General features: G+C 71.9%; 20 protein-coding genes and 2 pseudogenes. 12 read left to right on the top strand and 10 right to left on the bottom strand.

Annotated elements, in window-relative coordinates; all coding sequences use genetic code 11:
* Nucleotides 1-110: 110 nt before the first annotated feature.
* Both AB0J69_RS35850 and AB0J69_RS35845 read right to left on the bottom strand, forming a co-directional pair.
* Nucleotides 111-1,541: a wax ester/triacylglycerol synthase family O-acyltransferase gene (locus tag AB0J69_RS35850; RefSeq protein ID WP_364126780.1), complete on the bottom strand. Its 1,431-nt coding sequence runs from the start codon at nucleotides 1,539-1,541 to the stop codon at nucleotides 111-113.
* Between the two features lie 24 nt (nucleotides 1,542-1,565).
* Nucleotides 1,566-2,615 carry a winged helix DNA-binding domain-containing protein gene (locus AB0J69_RS35845; protein ID WP_364126778.1) on the bottom strand — a complete coding sequence of 350 codons (1,050 nt, stop codon included), beginning with the start codon at nucleotides 2,613-2,615 and terminating at the stop codon, nucleotides 1,566-1,568.
* Between the two features lie 9 nt (nucleotides 2,616-2,624).
* On the opposite strand from AB0J69_RS35845, the gene AB0J69_RS35840 reads away from it, so the two are divergent.
* Nucleotides 2,625-3,803, top strand: a complete 1,179-nt coding sequence (locus AB0J69_RS35840; protein WP_364126776.1) for a cysteine desulfurase-like protein — start codon at nucleotides 2,625-2,627, stop codon at nucleotides 3,801-3,803.
* 151 nt (nucleotides 3,804-3,954) lie between these two features.
* On the opposite strand, the gene AB0J69_RS35835 is transcribed toward AB0J69_RS35840, so the two are convergent.
* Together AB0J69_RS35835 and AB0J69_RS35830 are read right to left on the bottom strand one after the other, a co-directional pair.
* On the bottom strand, nucleotides 3,955-4,398 hold the full coding sequence (locus AB0J69_RS35835; RefSeq protein ID WP_364126773.1) for a hypothetical protein: 444 nt from the start codon (nucleotides 4,396-4,398) through the stop codon (nucleotides 3,955-3,957).
* Nucleotides 4,399-5,538: 1,140 nt separating this feature from the next.
* Nucleotides 5,539-5,835, bottom strand: a complete 297-nt coding sequence (locus tag AB0J69_RS35830; RefSeq protein ID WP_364126770.1) for a hypothetical protein — start codon at nucleotides 5,833-5,835, stop codon at nucleotides 5,539-5,541.
* A 398-nt stretch (nucleotides 5,836-6,233) separates the two neighbouring features.
* Here AB0J69_RS35830 and AB0J69_RS35825 point away from each other — a divergent pair, with 398 nt between their 5' ends.
* Nucleotides 6,234-6,512, top strand: a complete 279-nt coding sequence (locus AB0J69_RS35825; RefSeq protein ID WP_364126767.1) for a hypothetical protein — start codon at nucleotides 6,234-6,236, stop codon at nucleotides 6,510-6,512.
* 133 nt (nucleotides 6,513-6,645) lie between these two features.
* On the opposite strand, the gene pta is transcribed toward AB0J69_RS35825, so the two are convergent.
* Nucleotides 6,646-8,682, bottom strand: coding sequence for a phosphate acetyltransferase (pta, locus tag AB0J69_RS35820; RefSeq protein WP_364126764.1), 2,037 nt, complete (start codon nucleotides 8,680-8,682; stop codon nucleotides 6,646-6,648).
* 113 nt (nucleotides 8,683-8,795) lie between these two features.
* Between pta and AB0J69_RS35815 the strand changes: the two genes are divergently transcribed.
* The 3 genes from AB0J69_RS35815 to AB0J69_RS35805 all read left to right on the top strand — a co-directional run bounded on the left by AB0J69_RS35815 (nucleotide 8,796) and on the right by AB0J69_RS35805 (nucleotide 10,827).
* The gene (locus AB0J69_RS35815) at nucleotides 8,796-9,197 is read left to right on the top strand and encodes a VOC family protein (RefSeq protein WP_364126761.1); all 402 of its coding nucleotides are present in this window, start codon (nucleotides 8,796-8,798) and stop codon (nucleotides 9,195-9,197) included.
* A 261-nt stretch (nucleotides 9,198-9,458) separates the two neighbouring features.
* Entirely contained in the window at nucleotides 9,459-10,268 is an 810-nt protein-coding gene (locus AB0J69_RS35810) for a metalloregulator ArsR/SmtB family transcription factor (RefSeq protein ID WP_364126759.1), read from the top strand.
* Between the two features lie 49 nt (nucleotides 10,269-10,317).
* Nucleotides 10,318-10,827 carry a hypothetical protein gene (locus AB0J69_RS35805; RefSeq protein ID WP_364126756.1) on the top strand — a complete coding sequence of 170 codons (510 nt, stop codon included), beginning with the start codon at nucleotides 10,318-10,320 and terminating at the stop codon, nucleotides 10,825-10,827.
* A gap of 151 nt (nucleotides 10,828-10,978) precedes the next feature.
* Here the strand turns inward: AB0J69_RS35805 and AB0J69_RS35800 are convergent, their stop codons facing one another.
* Nucleotides 10,979-11,371 carry a hypothetical protein gene (locus AB0J69_RS35800; RefSeq protein ID WP_364126754.1) on the bottom strand — a complete coding sequence of 131 codons (393 nt, stop codon included), beginning with the start codon at nucleotides 11,369-11,371 and terminating at the stop codon, nucleotides 10,979-10,981.
* A 110-nt stretch (nucleotides 11,372-11,481) separates the two neighbouring features.
* Between AB0J69_RS35800 and AB0J69_RS35795 the strand changes: the two genes are divergently transcribed.
* Nucleotides 11,482-12,060 carry a TOPRIM nucleotidyl transferase/hydrolase domain-containing protein gene (locus tag AB0J69_RS35795; protein ID WP_364126751.1) on the top strand — a complete coding sequence of 193 codons (579 nt, stop codon included), beginning with the start codon at nucleotides 11,482-11,484 and terminating at the stop codon, nucleotides 12,058-12,060.
* A gap of 5 nt (nucleotides 12,061-12,065) precedes the next feature.
* Here AB0J69_RS35795 and AB0J69_RS35790 read toward each other — a convergent pair.
* Nucleotides 12,066-12,666: pseudogene (locus AB0J69_RS35790) on the bottom strand (SDR family oxidoreductase).
* A gap of 68 nt (nucleotides 12,667-12,734) precedes the next feature.
* Between AB0J69_RS35790 and AB0J69_RS35785 the strand changes: the two are divergent.
* The 4 genes and pseudogenes from AB0J69_RS35785 to AB0J69_RS35770 all read left to right on the top strand — a co-directional run.
* Nucleotides 12,735-12,863 (top strand): annotated as a pseudogene (locus tag AB0J69_RS35785) (TetR family transcriptional regulator); the annotation flags it as partial.
* A 56-nt stretch (nucleotides 12,864-12,919) separates the two neighbouring features.
* On the top strand, nucleotides 12,920-13,363 hold the full coding sequence (locus AB0J69_RS35780) for a hypothetical protein (protein WP_364126749.1): 444 nt from the start codon (nucleotides 12,920-12,922) through the stop codon (nucleotides 13,361-13,363).
* A gap of 23 nt (nucleotides 13,364-13,386) precedes the next feature.
* Nucleotides 13,387-14,265: an AraC family transcriptional regulator gene (locus tag AB0J69_RS35775; RefSeq protein ID WP_364126747.1), complete on the top strand. Its 879-nt coding sequence runs from the start codon at nucleotides 13,387-13,389 to the stop codon at nucleotides 14,263-14,265.
* A gap of 59 nt (nucleotides 14,266-14,324) precedes the next feature.
* Complete coding sequence (locus AB0J69_RS35770; RefSeq protein ID WP_364126744.1) at nucleotides 14,325-14,762, top strand: SRPBCC family protein; 438 nt, start codon at nucleotides 14,325-14,327, stop codon at nucleotides 14,760-14,762.
* Between the two features lie 80 nt (nucleotides 14,763-14,842).
* Here the strand turns inward: AB0J69_RS35770 and AB0J69_RS35765 are convergent, their stop codons facing one another.
* Nucleotides 14,843-15,271: an MmcQ/YjbR family DNA-binding protein gene (locus tag AB0J69_RS35765; protein WP_364126742.1), complete on the bottom strand. Its 429-nt coding sequence runs from the start codon at nucleotides 15,269-15,271 to the stop codon at nucleotides 14,843-14,845.
* A 118-nt stretch (nucleotides 15,272-15,389) separates the two neighbouring features.
* Between AB0J69_RS35765 and AB0J69_RS35760 the strand changes: the two genes are divergently transcribed.
* Together AB0J69_RS35760 and AB0J69_RS35755 are read left to right on the top strand one after the other, a co-directional pair.
* The gene (locus tag AB0J69_RS35760) at nucleotides 15,390-15,989 is read left to right on the top strand and encodes a TIGR03086 family metal-binding protein (protein ID WP_364126739.1); all 600 of its coding nucleotides are present in this window, start codon (nucleotides 15,390-15,392) and stop codon (nucleotides 15,987-15,989) included.
* Between the two features lie 45 nt (nucleotides 15,990-16,034).
* Entirely contained in the window at nucleotides 16,035-16,316 is a 282-nt protein-coding gene (locus AB0J69_RS35755) for a TIM-barrel domain-containing protein (RefSeq protein ID WP_364126737.1), read from the top strand.
* Here the strand turns inward: AB0J69_RS35755 and AB0J69_RS35750 are convergent.
* Nucleotides 16,313-18,946 carry an AAA family ATPase gene (locus tag AB0J69_RS35750; RefSeq protein ID WP_364126734.1) on the bottom strand — a complete coding sequence of 878 codons (2,634 nt, stop codon included), beginning with the start codon at nucleotides 18,944-18,946 and terminating at the stop codon, nucleotides 16,313-16,315. The two genes, AB0J69_RS35755 and AB0J69_RS35750, sit on opposite strands and share 4 nt — an antisense overlap.
* The gene (locus tag AB0J69_RS35745; RefSeq protein WP_364126732.1) at nucleotides 18,943-21,171 is read right to left on the bottom strand and encodes an NB-ARC domain-containing protein; all 2,229 of its coding nucleotides are present in this window, start codon (nucleotides 21,169-21,171) and stop codon (nucleotides 18,943-18,945) included. Before AB0J69_RS35745 ends, AB0J69_RS35750 begins: the two co-directional genes overlap by 4 nt.
* Between the last annotated feature and the right edge of the window lie 22 nt (nucleotides 21,172-21,193).

The following is a 21,193-nucleotide window of genomic DNA, read 5'->3' as shown; positions in this document are numbered from 1 at the left end:
TGGCCTGGGCGGCCGTCAGGGGCGCGCGGCTCAGCAGGAGCTAGCGGTCCAGGGTCGTGCGGTTCAGCGCCCGGAGGCTCAACGTCTGGGTCATGCGCCCAGCGTAGGGATCAATGCGGCAAGTTCCCTTCCGCGTTGCGCAGCTCGTCGAGGGCCGCGCGCAGGTCCCCGGCCAGTTCCCACGCGTCCGGCACCATCTCCCTGTCGGTCACGACGCCGATGTCCAGCGAGCCGTCGTAGGAGAACGCCGTGATGTTCACGCCGCCGCTGACGTCCGTGATCACCGAGACGGGGTAGTGGGTGAGCAGCCGCGCGCCGCACACGTACAGAGGGAACTGGGGGCCAGGCACGTTCGAGACGATCACGTTGATCGGCGGCGCGGCCTGCCCGACCAGCCCGAACGCCGAACGCGAGGCCAGCCCCATGAGCGCGGCCGGCATCGACTCGCTGAACTCGCGCAGCCACCGCGCGGGCGCCAGCGAGAAGCGGTCCTTGATCCGGTGCATGGCGTGCCGCACGTGGTGCAGGCGCGAGACGGGGTCGGCGACGTGCACGGCCAGCGGCGCCGTCATGATCGCCACCTGGTTGCCGGGCCCCTCGACCCCGGCGGCCCGCAGCGAGAACGGCACCCCCGCCACCAGCGGCTGGCGCGGCACGCCCCCGTGCGCGGCCAGCCACCTGCGCAGCGCGCCCGCGCACACGGCCATCACCACGTCGTTCACGGTGACCCCGAACGCCTTGCGCACCTGCTTGATCTCCTCCAGCGGCAGCGACACGAACGCGAAGCGGCGGTGTCCCGACAGGGGGCCGCTGAACGGCGTCCTGGGGGCGGGCAGCGGCGGCAGGTCCGGGGCCCGGCCGCTGCCGGCCAGGCGGCGGGCCAGCCCGGAGACGAGGTTGGCGCCCGGGATCGAGGAGACGACGGGGATCTCGTCCAGGTGCGGGATGGCGCGGGCGGCGAACCGTACGGCGTAGGCGGGGTTGGTCGCCAGCCTGGCCAGGCCGCGCGCCAGCATGCCGGCCGGCCCGGGCGGCGGCGAGTCGCGCTCCGGCGCGTCCGCCGGCGCCGGCGCGGGCTCGGGGCTGGTGTCAAGCAGCGCGGCCAGAACGTCGGCGCCGCCGATCCCGTCCACGGCCGCGTGATGGATCTTGGTGTAGAGCCCCATGCGGCCGTCGGACAGCCCGTGGATCAGGTAGATCTCCCACAGCGGGCGGCCGCGGTCGAGCCGGCGGGAGTGCAGGCGCGAGATCTGGTCGGCGAGCTGCCGGTCGTCGCCGGGCGGGGGCAGGCCGATCTCGCGTACGTGGTAGTCGAGGTCCAGGTCGTCCTCCTGCATCCAGTACGGGTGGTCCAGCCCCAGCGGCACCGTGGCCAGCTTGCGCCGCAGGGCGGGCACGTACGGGAGCCGCCGTTCGAGCAGGGCCTGCAGGTCGGCGCGGTTCAGGTCGCCGTCGAGCACGGCCAGGCCGGCGATGTTGGCGATGTTGGTGGCGGTCTCGAAATGGAGGAACTGCGCGTCCAGGGCGGTCAACTGCGGCATCGTCCCACCTCCGCCACGAACAAATCAGACTGTGTCCGCCACTTCAAGGGAAAGGGTGACAGCGTCCGGTTCGGCGAAGGCCAGCAGCCGCGTCCCCTCCTCCTCCAGGAGACCGAGGTCGGCGCCGGCGAAGGGGCTGACCAGCAGCCTGGCCTTCTTTCCCGAGCGCTTGATCTGCCACGTCCCGGCGGCGAACCCGTCCACCAGGTACACCGCCCTCACCCGCAGGTTCTTGGTGGCCACCCGGCCCTTGTACTCCTCGGCCAGCACCCGGGTGCGGTCGGCGTGGCCGAGGACCAGGGTGTCGAAGTCGGGCAGGAACCGTACGGGCGCGGGCACGTCGCCGCCCGGCCTGGGCGCGCCGGGCAGGTCGAACAGCTGTCGGCCCGCGAAGTCGGCGACCCGCTCCAGGTCCATGCCCTCCATGACCTTCCTGAGCCCGCCCAGCCCCGACCAGGTCTGCACGTCGGCGGGGGTGGCGGGGCCGAAGGCGGCCAGGTACCGCCCGATCAGCGCCTCCGGGCCGGCGGGCGCCGGCTCGATGCCGGGAAGGCCGAACGACGGCTCGCGCGGGAAGCTCCACCGGTCCTCGGTCGGCTCCATGACCAGCGGGGTGAGCATGCGTACCGCGTAGCCGAGCGCGCGGTCGTACGCGTCGGGGAACTCCGCCAGAAGCCGCGGCCGCAGCTCGTTGAACGTCATGGGCCCCGCCGCCAGCAGCCGGTCGGCGGCGGCCACGACCGCGTCGAAGTCGACCTCCGGGAAGCGGCGCGCGGCGGCGGCCAGCACGGGCCGCACCACCGGCCGGAACACGGCGAAGTCGGCGGCCGTCACCAGGTGCAGCGTGGCCCGCCACATGGTGGCCCGCACCAGCGTGCGCGCGTGCAGCGCCGCGTGCAGGTCGTCGCGCTCGAACCCCGCCAGCCGGCTCCAGATCCCCAGGTACGGGGGCCGCGGCTCCTGCGCCTGCAGCCCGGCCAGCCGGTGCACGACGTCGGCCACGTCGCCCTCGTGGCGGGAGAGCAGATGCTGGCGGGCCAGCGTGGCACGGTTGAGGTCGCGCAGGGTGAGCATCTACCTATCATGCCTTTCCCCATCAAAGAGGTACGCGCCACGTACCCCGCGCTCTCCGACGGTTACGCCTACCTCGACGGCGCCGCCGGCACCCAGGTGCCCCGGCCCGTGATCGACGCCATCGCCACCGCCTACCGGACGGGGATCGGCAACGTCGGCGGCGCCTTCCCCGCCAGCCACCGCTCCGACGCCATCGTGGCCGCCTGCCGCGCCGCCGTCGCCGACCTGGTCGGCGGCCATCCGGACGGCGTGCTCCTCGGCCCGAACATGACCACCCTCACCTACCGCCTGGCCAGGGCCGTCGCGGGGCCGGGCGACGAGGTGGTGGTCTCCCGGCTGGACCACGACGCCAACGTCCGTCCCTGGACCCAGACGGGCGCCGCCGTACGCTGGGCCGAGGTGGACCCGGTCACCGGGGAGCTGCCGGTCGAGCAGTACGCCGGCCTGATCAACGAGCGCACCAGGGTGGTCGCGGTCACGGCGGCCAGCAACATCCTCGGCACCCGCCCCGACGTGCCCGCCATCGCCGCGCTGGCGCACCAGGCCGGGGCACTGGTGTACGTGGACGGCGTGCACGCCACCCCGCACGGCCCGGTGGACATGCGCGCGCTGGGCGCCGACTTCTACGCCACCAGCGCGTACAAGTGGTCGGGCCCGCACATCGGCGCGGTCGTCGCCGACCCCGCGCTGCTGGAGACGATCAGGCCGGACAAGCTGGCCTCCTCGCCGGACACGGTGCCGGAGCGGTTCGAGATGGGGACGGCCGCGTTCGCGGACCTCGACGGGGTGACGGCGGCCGTGGATCATCTGGCCGCCATGGTGCCGGGCACGGGCAACCGCCGCGACCGCCTGCTGACCTCGATGACCGCCGCCGAGGAGCACGAGCTGTCGCTGTTCGCGGTGCTGGTCGCGGGGCTGGAGACGATGCCGCACGTCACGTTGTACGGCAAGCCGGCCAGGCGCACGGCCACCGCCTACTTCAACGTCGCCGGCCGTACCCCGCGCCAGGTCGCCGAGCACCTGGCCAAGCTGGGGGTGAACGTCTGGAACGGCCACAACTACGCCTGGGAGCTGACCGGCGTGCTCGGCCTGCGCGACACGGGCGGGGCGGTCCGCGCGGGCCTGGTCCACTACAACGATCGCTCCGACGTGGACCGGCTCCTCGACGGGGTGGCCCGCCTGGCTTGAGCCGGCGCCTCCCAGTGCTCGATGCCGGCGGAGCCGCGCCGAGCACTGGGCCGCGTCACCGGCGGCCTCCATCGCCTTCGTGTCCCGGCTCGACGGGCGAGCCGGGACACGAACGCGGTGCCGCCGTGGGCGGGTTCACCGGGACGAGGGATCAGTCCAGCCCGTCCGGCCACCACCAGTTACCGTCGTCGCGCTTCTCCGGCTCGACCTTGTCGATCTTGTCTTCCTTGTCGTCCTTGACCGGCTCCGGCTTGACCACGTCACGCCTGACTTCCTCGTGGCGCCGGTCGAAGCGGTGGTGCTGCCTGTTGTGGGACCGGTTGTCGTTGTCGATGATGACGTCGATGTTCGGAGGACGCCACCGCGGGTGGTGCAGGATCGGCTTCTCCCTCGGGACGTACCTAGGCTTCGAGACGTGCTTGACCGGCTCGGCCGGCGGACCCCCGGCCTGGACAGCGGGGAAGCCCGCGCTCGCGTTGGCCACCCCCATGCCCAGGGGAAGGGCCATGACGCCGGCGGCGACCGCGCCGGTTAGAGCCAGTGCCGCGAGCCGCCCATGGCGCGGCGCCCACGACTGCCGAATCTTGGTGTTCATTTGCTCTCGTTTCCGTTCATGGATACATCGGCCAGACTCCGGCACCCACGCTTCTGGCGGGCACCCAGACGGAAGCAGACGTACCCATACAGATATTCTCAGTTACCTCCTTAAACCCAAACAACCCGTCAAAACCCACAGATCCCATCAATAACAGGGTTCCCTGTGATCGCCCACGTCACAGAGCTGGAACCCCCACCGGTAGATCATTCTTGGGCTCGGGCGCCCTACGTGATCGGGCTGATTACCTTTCCCTGGCACCGGCGCCGCATTTACCCCAAAAAATCGTGCGAAATGTTCTGTTCGTCGTATTAGGGGTTGGTTTCGTACGGCCGATTATGCGGGCGAGGGCGTCGGCCCAGACGAAGGGCCGGGGGATCTCGTACCTGGCCGGCCTGCCACGCCGGAACGCCACGAGGTCGCCGGAGCGGAACCGGCCGTCGTCCGTGCGGGCCGCCCTGGCAGCGGCGTACGGGCTGGTCAGAGGGTGGAGGCATCAGCAACGGATGCGAAGGAGGTGCCCACGAACGAGGCACAGGCCCATCGCTCTCGACGCCACCCGCCAGGGAGACCGTGGCCTGGCCGGCCAGGCCGGCGCACGAGCCGGTGCTCGACGCGAAGGTCACGCTCGCCCCCGCCCCCCGGGCACGCGATGGGGCGGCGGAGGCTCGCGATGCGACGGCGGACGGCGGAGGCCGTGCTGGACGTCCAGGGGCGGCTCATCAGGACCCGGGCCGGCGCCACTCGGCGACCGGCGTTCTGGGGTCCGCCAGCGACTGGGAAACCCGGCGCAAGCTCCATCACCGGGAGCCCCGCCCTCGACCGGACCGGTAGGAGCCGCGGATCGTACCGACTGTCGCGGCGGACCGTACCGTGCCCGACGAGGCGGTCATGGACATCGCCTGGTCAGCACCGTTCACAACGCCTGACGCCCGCACCGCGGCCGCCGAAGGCGCAAGCGGGGCCGCGGTCGCCGGCCGGCTCAGGAAGCAGCCGGTTCGTCGCGCACCTGGGACTCATCGCCGAACTTCGACGGTCGCGCCACCCGAACGCTCCCCTCTATGGAAAAAGATCCATTGCCGGGGGGCGTCCTCACCTCGGAGAGCCCCAGACTCCCAGCAGACATCAGTCTTCCCGGCACTACCGCGCCTGGTAATTCACGCGCCCTTTCCAACGGGCGGCGTCGGCCTGTGCCTTGACCACCGTCGTCATGTTGATCAGATAACCCTGGAGCGCGAACGCTCTCGCCTGCGTCTCGGCCATTTTCAGGGCAGTGATCCTTGATGAAACCGCCGCTGAATACCAATCACAGGGAGTGGCACAGGCCAGAGCCGCCTGAGCCGGAACGGCCCGATTCGCGGTCGTGGCCGACACGGGCGAGGCGGTAACCGCCAGGGGCACCGCAAGCACGGCCACCGTCGCCAGGAGCCGGGCCATGGGCCGCGTCTTCCCCGACCTTCCTGCTGTCTGCATGGGCTCTCCCATCGAGTTCGCCGGAGTGGTTGAGAAACAGTCTCGGTTCATCGAGGGGAAACAGCCCAGGACATCGACCGGCCATTCTCAGGACATTCATGTCCACGCGAGAGTCGAGAAAGCGCAGGCCCTGACCTGCATCAGATGGACGGCCCGCCTCCGATCGGAAAGGAGAGCGTCGCGAGCGAAGAGCTGGCGCTCCTGGGTGGTGTCGAGCCGGATTCTCCATCGGGCCCCTTCCCTGGAAGCCCCCGCTCTGGGCCGCGGACCAAGGCCGGAGCTTCGCCGCTGGTGAGGAATGCACATCTCCTGGTGACAGACCGCATCTAGGCCGGCCTGCACCGCGCTTCTACGGTCAGGTCATGACTCTCCGACGCTTCGCCGCCGCGGCCGGCGCCGCGCTCCTGGCCGTCTCACTCGCCGCCGCTCCCGCCCGAGCGGATGGCTTCCATGAATGCTTCTCCGGCACCCGCACCCCGGACGGCGAGTACTACAAGCTGTCCGGGTGGGGGTGCGCTGGAGGCGGCTATTACCAGGTGACCGTGGTCGTCATGGTTGGCGACGCCGCGGGCACCCACTCCTGCACCAGCGTCTTCTCCTGGCACGGGGACCTGTCAGGGGACCGGTGCCGGCTGACATAGATCCGGCGTCTGGTGCCCGCTCCGCCTGGGGCAGAAGGCCCGCCTGATCTTCGCGCTCAGGTTGTCACGGGCCGCTCCCCGATCGGGACACGCATGCTCCCTGTACCTCTCCCGTACCCGCTCGCCCGCCCACTCAGAGGCTGTCGTCGGCCACTTGGGCGGCCGTGACGGCGACGGTGGTGACGATGTCGGCCACGGTGGCGCCGCGGGACAGGTCGTTGACCGGCTTGCGCAGCCCCTGGAGCACCGGGCCGACCGCGACGGCGCCGGCGCTGCGCTGGACCGCCTTGTACAGGTTGTTGCCGGTGTTGAGGTCGGGCACCACGAAGACCGTGGCGCGTCCGGCCACCTGGCTGCCGGGCATCTTGGCCAGCGCCACCGTGGGATCCACCGCGGCGTCGTACTGGATCGGCCCTTCCACCTGGAGGTCGGGACGGCGCTCGCGGACGAGCGCGGTGGCGGTGCGGACCTTGTCGACGTCGGCGCCGGCTCCCGAGGCGCCCGTCGAGTACGACAGCATGGCGATCCTGGGATCGACGCCGAACAGCGCCGCGGTGCGCGCCGAGGCGATCGCGATGCCGGCCAGCTGCTCGGCGGTCGGGTCCGGGTTGACCGCGCAGTCGCCGTAGACGAGCACCCGATCGGCCAGGCACATGAAGAACACGCTGGAGACCAGGCCCAGGCGCAGGATCTCGAACGCCGGCCTGATCGTGTGCGCGGTGGTGTGCGCCGCGCCCGACACCATGCCGTCCGCCATGCCGGTGTGCACCATCAGCGTGCCGAAGTAGGAGACGTCGGTGACGGTGTCGCGGGCCAGCTCCACGGTCATCCCCCGGTGCGCCCGGACCTCGGCGTACTCGCGGGCGAACCGCTCGCGCAGCTCCGCGTCGAACGGGCTGAGCACCCTGGCCTCGTCCAGGTCCAGGCCGAGCTGGGCGGCCTGGACCCGGATCCGTTCCTCGTCGCCGAGCAGGGTGAGCTCGGCCACGCCCCGCCGCAGCAGGACGTCGGCCGCGCGCAGGATGCGCGGCTCCTCGCCCTCGGGCAGCACGATGTGCCGGCGCGGTGTGCGGGCGCGGTCCAGCAGCTCGTACTCGAACATCAGCGGCGTGACGACGTCGGTCTTGGCGATCGCCAGCCGCTCCAGCAGCAGCCCGCCGTCCACGTGCTCGGCGAACAACCGCAACGCCGTGTCGATCTTGCCGTCGGCCTCGGGCGTGAACCGGCCCTCCACCGCCGACAGGCGGGTCGCGGTGTCGAAGGTGTCGTGCTCGGTGGCGATCACCGGCAGCGGGATCGTCATGCCGCGCAGCAGCCGGTCCACCGGGTCCGGCAGATCCGTGCCGCCGGTCAGCACCACCGCCGACAGCGCCGGGAAGCCCGGCGAGGTGTGCGCCGCGATCAGGCCGGGCAGCAGCGCGGCGGCCCGGTCGGACGGGATGATCACCGCGGCGCCCTCGGTGTAGCGCTCCAGGATGCTGGGCAGCGACATCGCGCCCACCATCAGCGCGCTCGCCTCGCGGCCCAGCCCGTCCCGCTGGCCCAGGAAGAATCTGCCGTCACACGCGTTGAGCAGGTCGGCGACGGTCGGCGCGCGCAGCGAGGGGGCCTCCGGCAGTACGAACAGCGGCGTGTCGTGCGCGATCGTGAGCTGCCCGGCATCCGCCCGGGTGACCACGGCCGCGAGCTCGTGGGCATGATGCTGGGCCAGCTCCCTGGACGACAGCTCGACCGCCGCGGAGATCTCCGCGGCGGTCCTGCCCTTCCCGCTCACCACGTTGATCACCGGCGTGCCCAGGTCCGCGGCCAGCCTGGCGTTGAACCCGAACTCCGTCGGCGCCCCCACGTCGGTGTAGTCGGTGCCGACCACCACCACCGCGTCGCACCCGCGGGCCAGGGCCCGGTAGCGGGCCACGACGTCCCCGGCCGCGCGCTCGACGTCGGCGTGCACCTCGTCGTAGGTGACGCCCGCGCACGCCTCGTAGGGCAGGGCGAGCTGGAACCTGCTCCGGATGGTGTTGATCAGGGCATCCTCGCGGCCCTCCCGTACCACCGGCCGGAACACCCCCACGGTCTCCACCTGCCGGGACAGCAACTCCACCAGGCCCAGGGCGACGGTTCCCTTGTTGCTCGCCGCCTCGCCCGCCGCGACGTACACAGCACGTGTCATGTACCTCATTGTCGTCGCCCCCGGCGCACCCTTGATCGCCGGGGCGGCGGGGAGGCGGGGAGGCGGCTCGGCCGCGCTTGACCGGTCCTCCTGGGACACGTGACGGTGAGATCATGCGGTCAACACCTCTGTTCCAGAAGATCGACGCGGTCACCGTTCCCGTGCCGGACCTCGACAGCGGGCTGCGTTTCTACCAGCACCGTCTCGGGCACGAGCTGCTGTGGCGAAATGATCAGCTCGGTCAGGCGGGACTCGGCCTGCCGGACAGCGATGCGGAGATCGTCCTGGCCACCCGGCTCAACCTGGCGCCGACGTGGCTGGTGCGGTCGGCCGACGAGGCCGCCTCCGAGATCGTGGCCGCGGGGGGCCGGGTGGTCGCCGATCCGTCCGACATCCCCGTGGGCCGGGTCGCGATCGTCGCCGACCCCTTCGGCAATGAGCTCGTCCTGGTCGATCTGTCGAAGGGGCGGTACGTGACCGACCCGTCGGGGACCGTCACCGGCGTCGCCGAGTGATTGCGACCTCGCCGCCGGCCACGGTGCGGGAACGCGGCATCCAGCCGGTCCGCCGCGTCCCGGAGCCGGATGTCGCCGCCGCCTGTCCTGTGAGGGCCTGAGAGCCGCCGCATCCCGCGGTGCCCTCGGATTCGGTGTCGCCGTACGCCTTCGGACCGGCCGCTGGGTACAGCCCCGGCTCCACTCTCCTCTTCCGCCGCCGCGACCCCGGTTCGATCGGCCACTTGACGTTATGCAGGTAAATACCTGCATAATGAAGGTGTGAGCCTCGAAGCGAGAGCGATGGACTCGGTCTTCAAAGCGCTGGCCGACCCCACCCGGCGACTCCTGCTCGACCGTCTGCGCGAGCACAACGGCCAGACCTTGGGCGAGCTGTGCGAACGCCTGAACATGGCGCGCCAGTCAGCGACCCAGCATCTCGACATCCTCCAGCGCGCCAACCTCGTGACCGTCGTACGACGTGGGCGGGAGCGGCTGCACTACCTCAACCCGGCCCCCATCCACGAGATCGAGGAGCGCTGGATCTCGGGGTTCGACAGGCCCCGTCTGCAAGCGATCAGTGCCATCAAGAACCAGGCAGAGGAGTACGCCATGACCGACGCACGCACATCCGTGCCGACCTACGTCTACGTCACCTACATCCGCGCAAGCGCGAAGCAGGTGTGGCAAGCCCTGACGGACGCGGACCTCACGGCGCGTTACTGGGGACACGCCAACGTTTCGGACTGGCAGCCGGGCTCGCCCTGGGAGCACCGGCGCGTCGACGGATCAGGCATCGTCGACGTCGTCGGCCGGGTGATCGAGACCGAGCCCCCGACGCGCCTGGTCATCACCTTCGACGACGCCCCGGACGCCGAACAGCCGAGGGACCCGTCGGTGGTCACCTTCCTCGTCGAACCGCACCAGGACATCGTCCGCCTCACCGTGACCCACGAGAACCTCCCCAACCAGGAGATGGCCAACGGCATCTCGCACGGATGGCCGGCCGTCCTGGCGAACCTCAAGTCGCTGCTGGAGACCGGCGAGGTCCTTCCGCAGGCGCCGTGGGAGATGTACCGCGCGCACGCCTGAGCCGGCATCGTCCCGAGCCTTGTCGTTCGACTGCAGAAAGCAGACCTTGATGGACACCATCCCCCTGCGGGACGCCTACCGCGCGCTGCTGGACGCCGCCGCCACCGTGGACGGCCACGGCGATGCCGGCCCGCTCCCGCCGGCCGGTGAGTGGAACGCCGACCAGATCCTGGCGCACGTCGCCATACTCAACGCCACCACCCTCGCAGCCGTCTCCACCATCGCGTCGGGAGCGAACACGACCTACGACAACCGCATGGCCCTCGACACCTGGACCATCGAACGCCTCATCACGCTCACCGGCGGCAACGCCGGGCTCCGCGAGCGCATCCGTCTCCAGGCGGACGCCCTCTGCGCGCTCGGAGGGCCGGCGCTGAGCGACACCGAGCTCGACACACCGGTGCCCACCCGGCTCCTGTCCAAGGACACCGCCCTGGTCGACGCGCCCGTACCACTGAGGGACCTCATCACGGGCCTCGCGGAGGTCGAGCTGCCCGGCCACACGCGACAGCTCCTGGCCCTCCTCCCGAGCGGCGGCGCGGCCGAAGCCGCAACCTGACGACGATCATCAGCCGGCGCCGTCAGCCTCCCACCGGGAAGTTGGACCGGAAGACGTTGTGCGGATCGTGGCGACGCGTGATGGCCCGCAGGCGGCAGCGGGGCGATCGGTCCGGCGAGCAGGGCCTTGGCCGCGGCGTCGTCCAGTTCGGTCAGCAGTTCGCCGCGTGCCAGGCCCGGCCCCGGGCCTCGTCCTCGTCGCCGAGGTAGGTGGCGTCCACGGCGACCATGGGCGCGGAGCCGGGGAAGTGCAGCAGGTCCAGCCAGACCGTCAGCTCCTCCGGCGCGGCGGCGGTGATCTGCCGGTAGGCGTCCATGACCTCGGCGGCGTGCTCCCCCGCCCACAGGATCCGGCCGCCGAACAGGCGCGGCGCGGGAGGCAGGGTCAGCTCCAGGGCGGTGACGACGGCGAAGTCGCCGCCGCCGGCGCAGCGCCCAGAACAGGTCGGGGTCGGAGCCGGCGGTGATGTGCCGCCGCCGCCCTTTCGGCGTCGACGATGTCGAAGGCGGTGACGGCGTCGGCGACCCAGCCGTGCGCGATTCATCGGCCAATTCGGCGGAACGGTACGTGCGGAGGCCGCCTCCAGGCGGACGACTACGGCGGCGACGCGTAAAAGGAGGTGAACCCCTCCAGGCTCGGTGCGAGGCTGGGCTCGTGAGCGACACGCATACCGTGGTCCTGGTCGAGGGAGTCAGTGACAAATCGGCCATCGAAGCGTTGGCCGAGCGCCACGGCCGGAACCTGGCGGCCGAAGGCATCTCCGTCGTGGCGATGGGCGGTGCCACGAACATCGGGACGTACGTCGGCAGGTTCGGGCCTGCCGGTCGCGGCCTCCGGCTGGCCGGCCTGTGCGACGTCGGGGAGGAGGGCGACTTCCGGAGGAGTCTCGAGCGCGCCGGCCTTGGGTGCGATCTCGGCCGAAGCGATCTGGAGGCGCTCGGGTTCTTCGTGTGCGTCGCCGACCTGGAGGACGAGCTGATCCGCGCCCTCGGCACCGCCGCGGTCGAGCGTGTCGTCGCTGCCGAGGGCGAGCTCAGCTCGTTTCGTACGCTCCAGAAGCAACCCGCGTGGCGCGGGAGCCCCACTCACGACCAGTTGCGCCGGTTCATGGGATCAGGCGGTGGCCGCAAGATCCGCTACTCCGGCCTGCTCGTCGCGGCACTCGACCTCGATCGCGTGCCGCGTCCGCTGGATCTGCTGCTGGCCCACCTGTCGACCAGCCGGACCCGGTGATCTCGTCATCGCCGGGTGAGGCGGATCCGCCGTCGGGACCAGCGGGCGGCGTCGGAGGCGAGGAACGCGACGACGTCGGCCACGTCGTCGGCCTCCCCCAGGCGGTTGAGCGCCGTCGACCCGGCGATGAGCTCGGCCAGGCCCGGCGCTTCGAATGCCGGTCCGTTGGTGGCGGTCCGGGTGGCGCCGGGAGCGACCGCGTTCACCGTGATTCCGCGGGCCCCGAGCTCGTTGGCCAGGGTCATGCTCATCGTCTCGACGGCGCCCTTCGTCATGGCGAACGAGGTCTGGGCGGGATTGGCCATCCGGGTGGCCACGGACGAGATCGTGACGATGCGCCCACCGTCGCGGAGCAGCGGCAACGCTCGCTGGACGATGAAGTACGGCGCCCGTACGTTGACCGCGAAGAGGTGGTCGAACTCCGCCCGCGTCGTGGCGCCCACCGGCACGTTCGATCTCGTCGACCGTGGCCGTCACGCCGTCCTTGTCCGTGCCGAAGTGCACGATGGCCGTCGCCCCCTTCACCGCCAGCCGGATCGCGATCGCCCGCCCGATGCCGCGCGACGCTCCGGTCACCAGGGCCGTCTTGCCGGTCAGATCACTCATGCCCACCGTTCCACTCTGTTAGTCACTACCGAATTGGTGGTATCTATCCCTTCGGTAGTGTCTACCAAATGTCCGATCAGCACTCAACCTTGCGAGCGCAGCGGCGAGCCGAGACGCAGCGCACGATCCAGCTGCACGCCGTGCGGCTGTTCACCGAGCGCGGTTATGACGCCACGACCATGACCGACGTCGCCGAAGCCGCGGGCGTGTCGCCCATGACCGTCTACCGGCACTTCCCCACGAAGAGGACCTGGTGCTGGTCGACCAGCACGCCCGGCTCGTCGCCGAGCGGATCGTCGCGTCGTCCGCCGAGCAGCCCCTGGTCCGCCGCATCGGCGGCGCGCTCATCGACTCGGCCGCAACGCTCACCGGTGACGGCCAGGGGAACGACCTGGCGGGGAAGCGGTTCCTGCTCGCCCGCCTGCGGCTGATGATCTCGACCCCGGCCTTGCGGGCCAGGCACCTGGACAACCAGTACGCCCTTCGGCAGGCGATCGCCGATGCCCTCGGGGGTGATGCCACCGACCCGGACACGGCGTTCCGCGTCCAGGTGGCGGCCAGCGCCTGCCTCGCCGCCCTGCACACGGCGCTGGTGCGCTGGGCCGAGGACGACGGGCGGACCGACCTGCCCGGCCTGATCGCGGAGGCACTGGCCGCCGCCTTCGGCGATGACATCCGCGGCGGCGCCACCGCCTGAGCGTCCCCGGCTAGACTCGCAGGGTGTTCGACTCGCCCGACTTCGATCTGGCGCCCTATGCCGGCTTCGACACACCGGCGTACGTGCGGCACACGTACAACAGCTGGGACGATTCGGATTGGCGAGCACTGCTCGTGCAGAGCTTCACCCATGCGCCCGAGGCCGAGCACCTTCCACTCCCCGCGGTGTCCGACCTGCATCTCGTGCTCTGCGTCGCCGGGAACGCGGACATACGGATGCGCGCCGGCGGCAAACCCGTCCGGCGTCGCTGGGTTCCGGGGCATCTGGAGCTCATGGTCCCCGGCCGCGCCACCGCGCTCAGCTACCGGGCGACGTCCGGGTTGAGCACCGTCCAGGTGCACATCCCCTCGCCGGCCGTCCAGCAGGCCACCGGAGCGCTGGGCGGTCCCGAGCCCGACTTCGAGGCGCTGTCCGCCGCCCTGACGGCCGGAGACCCGGTGGTCGAACAGCTCCTGCGCTCGCTGCCGGGCACCGGCGGCCTCAGCGACCTGTACGCGGAGACCGCCGCGGCGTTCCTCGCCACCCACCTGCTGACCCGCGGCAGGAACGAGCGCCTGCCCGGTCCGGAGCACGCCGCCGTCCGGGCGGCCGTCGCCATCATGCGGGAGCGCCTGGCAGAGCCTCTGACGCTGGCCACCGTCGCCGCCGAGGTCCACCTGAGCGTGTACCATCTCGTCCGCGTCTTCCGGGAGGCCACCGGCGAGACACCCCACCGGTACCTCACCCGGTTGCGGATCGAGCGGGCGCAGCGGCTGCTGTCCACCAGCTCCCTCAGCATCGAGCAGATCGCCGGGCGGTGCGGGTTCGGCAGTCCGGGCGCGCTGTCGTCGGCCTTCCTGCGGCAGACCGGCGTCCGGCCCTCGGCGTACCGCAAGAACTGATCGATCCTCGGCAATCGCGCGCATGTCCCTGGAAGGCGGCGGTGTCTACGTTGGGGCACATGCCGTACTCCTATGACGTGACCGCGCGCTCGCAGGCTGCTCCCGATGCCGTCTTCGCGGCGCTCACCCATGCGGCCACCTGGCCGTTGTGGTCGCCGATCGACTCCGCCGACGTCGAGGACGGCGATCCCGGGGACCGGCAGCAGGTCGGCGACACCAGGATCTTCCGCACCGGCCGCAGCGTCGCCCGGGAGCGGATCGTCGAACTGACCACCGACCGGCGGTTCGTCTACGACAACCTGGGAGGGCCCTTCCGCTCCTACCGCGGCACCATCGAACTCGCGCCGGCACCCGGAGGGGGCACCGACATCTCCTGGTCCGCCACCTTCGACCCCAAGCTGCCGCTCTCGGGTGGCTTCTGGCGGTGGTACCTGACCCGCTTCATGCAGCGGATGGCTGACGGTCTCGCCGCGTACGCGAACGGCGGAACTGCGTGATCAGCCTCTTCCGTGGCGACGGCGGAACCGTGTGACCAGCCCCCATGACGACGGCGGGCCCGGGGCACACCGCACCCACGTCACCGCGGCGGATGTGCGCGGAGCCAGGCGGTCGCCCTGCGCGCCGATGCGCGGGACAGCCACGCGTCCTGGACCACCTCGGCCAGCTCGTCGCGGGTGAGCTCGCCGATCCGGCTCGCCCGCAGCAGCACCGACGGGTGACCGTCGAAGTGCGGGGTGGTGAAGAACGGGGACGTCTCGTCCTGCACCAGCGCCTGCTTGTCCGCCGGGGACTCGACCCAGAAAACGATCACATCCGCGTAGCGCTCCCCGGTGTCCGGGTCGGCCGCGTCCGGCCGTGGGTTGCGGAAGAAGACGAACGACTTCCCGCCCACCTGGTAGATCGGATTGCCGCCGGTCCCGTGCTCGACGGTCACGTGCGGCATGGCCAGCGCCAGCTCGTGCACGTCCTCGACGCGGGCGGCCCGGTTTCCGTCATCGTCGATCACAGCACCCAGCGTAGGCGGCGTCACGCGTGGGAAATTGTCGGAGCCGTCGATTACTTTTCCGATCCTGGCGAGTCTCCACGGTGGAGCGACGAGTCAGGCCCTACGGAGAGGAACCGCCATGTCCAAGATCGACCTGGAGCCCGCAGCCCGCGAGGTGGTGCGCCTGCTGGACGGCGTGACCGAGGACCGGATGGGCGATCCGACGCCGTGCGCCGGCACCCCGGTCGCCGCACTGCTCGACCACATCATGGGCTTGTCGCTGGCGTTCACGTGGGCGGCCCGCAAGACCACCCCGTCCGAAGCCGGGTCGGGGCAGGGCTCGGCGGGTGCCGCGCAGCTCGATCCGGAGTGGCGCACGCTGCTTCCGAAGCGGCTCGATGAGCTGGTGGAGTCCTGGCGCGACCCGAAGGCCTGGGAGGGGATGACCGAGGCCGGCGGCGTGACGATGCCCGCCGCGCAGATTGCCGTGGTCGCGCTGGACGAGCTGGTCCTGCACGGCTGGGACCTGGCCCGCGCGACCGGCCAGCCGTTCACGTGCAGCCCGGCCGACACCGCGGCCGTCCTGGAGTTCACCACCACGGCGGCCGCACCGGAGCAGGCAGCCGGGCGGGAAGGGCTCTTCGGACCGGTGGTCGAGGTCCCCGAGGACGCACCACCGTTCGACCGCGCACTCGGCCTCGCCGGTCGCGACCCCGGCTGGACACCCAAGTCGGCGTGACCACCCGGCAAGGGAAGCGACGGCGCCGCACCTGGGCATTTCAAGGTGCTGGAGGAGCGGCGCGGCCGGGCCGAGGCGGTGCTGTTCGCGCGGTCGGCGACGGCCGGCAGTCAGCGGCTGCCGGTGCACGGGGGCGGCGACACGGGCTCGACGTACGAGTCCGTGGCGGAGACCCCGCGCATGTATCCGGGGCCGGACGGGGAGTCCACCCTCACGGTCACCGACCACGCCTCCGGCGAGCCCACCCGGTTCACCGTCGTCCGCTCGGGCGGCGAGGCCTCGGTCTCCTCCGCTCTCGCCTCCGGCTGGAGCCACGAACTCGCCTAAGGAGAGCCGCGGTCACGCGCGTCCAGCCAGGGCAGCAGCACCAGCGCGGGCGGAGCCAGCTCGTCGAGCCGCTCCTTCGTCCGGCTCAGCCACTTCTTGTCCCCGCAGGAGGCGAACAGGGCGCCCGCCTTCCACAGCAGCTCGATCGCCCGGTCGATGTGGCCGAGCCCCTTCTCCGACTCGGCCAGCCCGACGCGCACGCAGGCGCCGTACCAGAACTCGCCCATCTCCTCGTACTGGCGCAGCGCCAGCTCGAAACGGGACTTGGCCTCCTCCGGCTTGCCCTGCTCCAGGGCCAGGTCGCCGCCCACCCGTTCGAGCGCGGCGCTGATCGGCAGGCCCCCGTGCCGGGCCCGCAGCAGGACGCGGGCCTGCTCGATCCGGCGCGCGCAGCCGGCCGCGTCGCCGCGCCCGAGCAGCAGCCTGGCCAGCAGGATCAGCGCCCTGGCCTGTCCTGGCACGTTCCCCATCGCCTGGTACGACAGCCGCGCCCGCGAGATGTCCGCGACGGCCCGCAACTGGGACTGGTCCGCGTGGCAGCGGTCCAGCTGGTGCTGAACCCGTTCGCAGGCCACGGCAGCGTCCCAGACCAGATCGCCCGAGGTGAACCCCTCAGCCCTGGCCAACGACTCCTCCATCCGGCCGAAGTCGTCGCGCCGGGCCGCACAGCGACCGTTCAGCAGCCAGATCAGCGCCGCGAGGTAGACGTCGGCCCCCTCGCGGACCGGATCGCCCTCCGTGGGCCCGCTGGTCCGCCACGCTCCCGGGTCGAGCACCGCGTCGTTCTCCGCCAGCAGCGCCCCTGCCGCGCGCTCCACCATCGTCGTGCTGGTGGAGCCGGCCGCCAGCCGCGACTCCCGAAGCGCCTCCGCAGCCTCCTTGTACTTCCCGATCTGCTGCAGCGTCTGCCCTTTGAGCAGCAGCGCGCGGGCCTGCGTCCGCGGATGGGGCGGCAGGCTCATGAGGGCGTCGCACTCGGCCAGCGCCCGCACGTGGTCCTCGACCACCGCGGCGTGGCTCATGAGGGCCAGCCGGAGGCCCGCGACGTCGCCGTCAGGGGCGGAGTCGATGACCTGCTCGACGCAGCCGGCGAACTCGTCCAGGGCGACGGGGGCGCCCATGACGCCGCCGATCCGGGTGAGCAGCTGGCGGCAGGCCTCCGGGTAGCCGTGGTCGCGGGCGAAGAGGGCGGCGTTCAGGAGGTTCGTGTGCTCCATGCGCCGCCAGTACTCCTGGTTCTCCTGCACCGGCGTGAGCCAGAGGTCGCGCCGCGGGATCGCCGACGGCTGGACCTCGGGCCTGGGCAGGGCGTTGCGGCGGCCGCCGTCCATGACCTCGCAGGCCATCGTGAGCACCGTTCGCAGGAAATCGGTCCTGATCCGCGGGTCGGTGGCGGAGGGGAGAATGCCGCGCTCCCCCATGGCCGCGGGCAGCAGCTGGTCGGCCAGCAGGCGGCCGAACGGCGGGAACCGGTAGCGGGGGAAGCTCTGCTTCTCCACCGGCAGCAGCAGGCCGACGGTGCTCAGCGCGGCCAGGATGTTGCCCGCCTCCTCGGTCGTCACCTCCTGGTCGATCGCCGCGAACAGCGGCTGTAACACCCACGGCGCGAAGGTCTCCGCCTTCACCACGGACAGCAGCCGGAACGCCTGCTGCTCCCGCACGCCGAGGCGGCTCAGCTCGACGCGGTAGCCCTCGGTGACGTCGCGGCGGTAGGACTTCAGCCGGGCCAGCCGGTCGGCCGAGGACGACTTGAGCTGCGCGCGCACTTGGTTGAGGCCCCCGCCGGTGCGTGCCGCGTCGCCCGAGGCCCGCAGCGCCAGGGGCAGGCGTTCGCACAGCTCGGCCACCTCGGCGGCGCAGTCGGCGTCCGCGGTGTCCTCGGGCTCGGCGTAGGCCAGCAGGATCTCGGTCGCGTCGGCCATGGTCGGTGTCTTGAGCTGCAGCGACCGGTGCGACAGCAGCGAGCCGAGGTTGCCGCGGCTGGTGACCACGACCGCGCACAGGCCGGAGTTCGGCAGCAGGTCCTCCACCTGGGCGGCGTCGCGGGCCGCGTCCAGCACGATGAGGATCCTGCGCTTGGCCGTCATGCTGCGGAAGAGCGCCTGGAGCGCGGACAGCGTGAGCCTGCCGGCCCGCTCCGCCTCCTCCCCGAGCTCGACGACGAACGACTGGAGGATCTCCCGCGGCTCGCGCCGGTCCGCCGCGCGGCCGAGGTTCCCGTGCAGGTGACCGTCGGGATACTCGCCGCGCAGCTGGTAGGCCAGCTCGTTCGCCAGCGCGGTCTTGCCGATCCCCGGCCCGCCGTGGATGAACAACATCCTGGGCGTGCCCGAGCCGGCCCGCTCGGCCTGCGCCCGGTGCCGCTCGCGCAGGGCGGCGATCTCCTCCGCCCGCCCCCGGAACGTCAGCAGCCGCTCCGGCAGCATGTCCGGGCGGGCGATCCGGCCCCGCCAGAACGGCCGGCCCAGGGCCACCCACGGTCCGGCGCCGCCGAACAGCGCGCACAGCACGGCGAGCGGCAGCTTCCACGACTCCTGCACCACCTCGAGGGCGGCGGCCGTGCCCGAGGTCGCGGCGGCCACGACGCAGGCGCCCGCCACCGCCAGGCGGCGCGCCGAACCGGCCGTCATGCCGCCGGAGGGGGTCTGTCCGGGGAGGTCCCCGGCCGCCCTCGCCCGCGCGCGCCGCCTGCGCCGCCCGGGTCGCTCTCCTGAGCCGTGGCCCGGCGCACGCCGTCGACGTCCCCCAGCCGCTCGAACGCCTCCTTCGCCGCGGCCACCAGCCGTGCCGCCTCCCGCTCCAGGTCGACGTCGCGATAGAGCTTCACGAGCGCCGGGCTGCGGTAGACCTTGGCCAGCTCCAGGGACGCGTCGGCCTCCACGCTCGCGTCGCCGCACACGCTGAACGTCTCGACGGCCTCCTGCAGCCAGATCGCCGCCTCCTTGGGGTGCCCCTGGCCGAGCGCGGCCATCCCGTAGAAGTAGCGGCACAGGGCGGCGCCGTAGCGGCAGCGCATCGCCACGAACGAGCTCACGCCGGCCTGGGCGTGCTCGGCCGCGCGGACGTGGTCGCCGGCCAGCAGCGCGTTGCGCGCCAGGGAGTGGTCGATCCAGGCCTGCTGCAGCAGCTGGACGTCCTCGGTCTCCCGGGCCGCCAGCAGCGTCCGCGCCGCCTCGTCGAAGTCGCCCGCGGCGGTCAGCACGGCGGCCCCCGCCCAGGCGAGCCGCGTGCGTAACTCGTCCGTGGCGCCCCGGCCGACCTGCTCGGCGGCCGCGGCCACGTGGCGGCGGGCGGCGTCCAGGTGGCCGCGCAACGCCTCCATCGCGGCGTACTCGGTGTGAATGCGTACGGACTCGTATCCCTCGCCCACCTCGGTCGCCCTGCGCAGGGCCGCGTCGAAGTGGTGGGCGGCCTCGGTGAACTGGCGCAGCCGGCGGGCGTTGCGTCCCCGGCAGCGCAGCGCCCGCGCCGTGCTCCGCAGGTTGCCGCGCTCGATCGCGCGCGCGGCCATCTCCTCGGCCTCGGCCAGGTCGCCGAGCTCGGTGTAGATCTCGCTGAGCGCCGCGTACGCCGTCGCCGCCATCTCCTCCTCGCCGCGGTCGGAGGCGATCTGCACCGCGTCCCAGGCGGTGTTCAGCGCCGCGGTCAGCTCGCCGGCCTGGAGCTGGGTGTAGACGTCGACGCGTACCTGCTGGCCGACGTCGCGTTCGCTGCGCTCCTGGCTGGCGCTGTCCAGCAGGCTGCTGCGGCGGTCGCGTACGCGCGGATCGTCCAGGGGCGCCAGCCGGCGGGCGTATTCCAGTACGGGCTCGGGTACGCGGCAGTAGGGCAGGCCCGAGAAATCGGAGCTGCGGCGTTCCAGCAGCCGGGCGCCGGCGAGCCGGGCGGCCAGCCGGATGCCCTCCCCCGGTTCGGTGCCGGCCGCGGCGGCGAGCTTCCACGGCTCGAACTCGACGCTGCCGATGGCGGCCAGCGAGCGCAGCGCGTTCTTCTCCTCTTCGGTGAGGAAGACGTAGGCCGCGTCGTACGGGCTGGAGGTGGCCTGCTGCTGGGCCCGTTCCTTGGCGAACTCGGCCAACCGGCGCCGGGCCTCGTCGATGCGCCAGTTCGTCCGGGTGGCGAGCGCCGAACCGGCCAGCGAAAGGGCGAGCGGCACCGAGTGGCACTCCCTGATGAGGAAGCTCCAGTCCTGGCCGCTGACGCGGTCGCGGCCGAGCACGTCCTCCAGCAGCTCCAGCGCGTCCCGCTCGGACAGCGGGTCGAGATCGACCTCGGCCGAGAGCCGCACGCCGCGCACACCGCCCCGGGAGGTGACGATGAGCGCGCAGCCGGGCCCGGACGGAACCAGATCCCGGATGTCCATGCCCTCGGGCACGTCGTCGATCACCACGAGCACGCGCCGCCGCTGGGTGAGCTTGACGTACGTGGCCAGGCGGGCGGACGCGTCGTCGGGCACGCTCTCGTTGCCGCGCTGCAAGGCCCCCACGAACTGGCCGAGCGCCTCGGCGATCGCCGTGCCCTCGGGATGCAGCGGATTGAGCACGGCGAACAGCTGGCCGTCGGAGAACCGGGGCGCCACGGTGTGCGCGATGGTCAGCGCGAGAGCCGTCTTCCCAATTCCGGGCTGCCCTTTTATAAGAATTGCGCGGGCACCCACGTCTATTTTCCTGGAGAGCTCGTCGAGCTCCTTCATCCGCCCGGCCAGGAGTGGGGGCGCCACCGGCAGGGTGGTGGGCACCAGGAAGGCTGGGCGGCGGTCTTTGCTGCTGTAGGGGCGTTTGGCGAGGAACACCGGGATCGCGATGGCCAATAGCACGAGAACGAGCATCGCCGCGGCGACCGGAGTATCGACCATGAACCCCCCTCGTCATCTTGGT

It is taken from the genome of Nonomuraea sp. NPDC049709 (assembly GCF_040674815.1).
GTDB lineage: Bacteria > Actinomycetota > Actinomycetes > Streptosporangiales > Streptosporangiaceae > Nonomuraea.
This window is presented reverse-complemented; position numbering and strand designations above follow the sequence as displayed.